At 68.5% G+C, this 1147-nt stretch carries 1 protein-coding gene and 1 pseudogene; both read left to right on the top strand.

Going from position 1 to position 1147, the window contains the following annotated elements:
* A pseudogene (locus AC2VON_RS20350) lies at positions 1-623 on the top strand (heat-inducible transcriptional repressor HrcA); the annotation flags it as partial.
* Between the two features lie 41 nt (positions 624-664).
* On the top strand, positions 665-1147 hold a 483-nt coding region (locus tag AC2VON_RS20345; protein WP_486954533.1), incomplete at its 3' end, for a DnaJ domain-containing protein.

Raw genomic sequence — 1147 nt, 5'->3', positions numbered from 1 at the left:
ACCTGGAAGTGGTCGCGCTGACCCCGGCTCGGCTGCTGCTCGTGGTGATCACCGACTCCGGCCGGGTGGACCAGCGCATCGTCGAACTCGGTGACGCCGTCGACGACCACCAGCTCGCCCAGCTGCGGGAGCTGCTCGGCGCCGCGCTGGAGGGCAAGAAAGTCTCAGCGGCGTCCGTCGCGGTGGCCGATCTGGCCGGGCGGCTCGACAGCACCGGCGGCCTGTCCGACGCGGTCGGCCGGGCGGCAACCGTGCTGTTGGAGTCGCTGGTCGAACACAGCGAGGAGCGCCTGCTGCTGGGCGGAACCGCCAACCTGACCCGCAACGCGGCCGACTTCGGCCACTCGCTGCGGTCCGTTCTGGAAGCCCTGGAAGAGCAGGTGGTGGTGTTGCGGCTGCTGGCCGCCCAGCAGGAAGCCGGTAAAGTCACGGTGCGCATCGGTCACGAGACCGAAGCCGAGGAGATGGCCGGCACGTCGGTGGTGTCCACCACCTATGGTTCCTTGGGTACGGTTTACGGGGGGATGGGAGTGCTCGGACCCACCCGGATGGACTATCCGGGAACTATCGCTAGTGTCGCTGCGGTTGCAATGTACATCGGTGAGGTGCTCGGGGCCCGGTAACGGGGCGGGAGAAGGTTCGGGAAGGTTCGGAAAGGTTCGGCGTGGCACGCGATTATTACGGTCTGCTGGGCGTGGACAGCAGCGCCAGCGATTCGGAGATCAAACGCGCCTACCGCAGGCTGGCCCGCGAACTGCACCCCGACGTCAACCCCGATGAGGCGGCGCAGGCGAAATTCAAGGAGATCAGCGCTGTCTACGAGGTGCTCTCCGACCCGCAGAAGCGGCGCATCGTCGACCTGGGCGGCGACCCGCTGGAAACCGCCGCGGGCGGCGCTGGTAATGGTTTCGGCGGTTTCGGCGGTTTCGGCGGCCTCGGAGACGTGTTCGAGGCCTTCTTCGGCGGCGGAGTAGGAGGACCGGCCTCACGCGGCCCGGTCGGGCGGGTCCGGCCGGGATCAGACTCACTGCTGCGGATGCGGCTGACGCTTGCCGAGTGCGCCACCGGGGTGACCAAGCAGGTCACCGTCGACACCGCGGTGCTGTGCGACCGCTGCCAGGGGCGGGGCACCAACGGCGACACCAAG

This window comes from Mycobacterium sp. TH-M82 (assembly GCF_057473605.1).
This window is presented reverse-complemented; position numbering and strand designations above follow the sequence as displayed.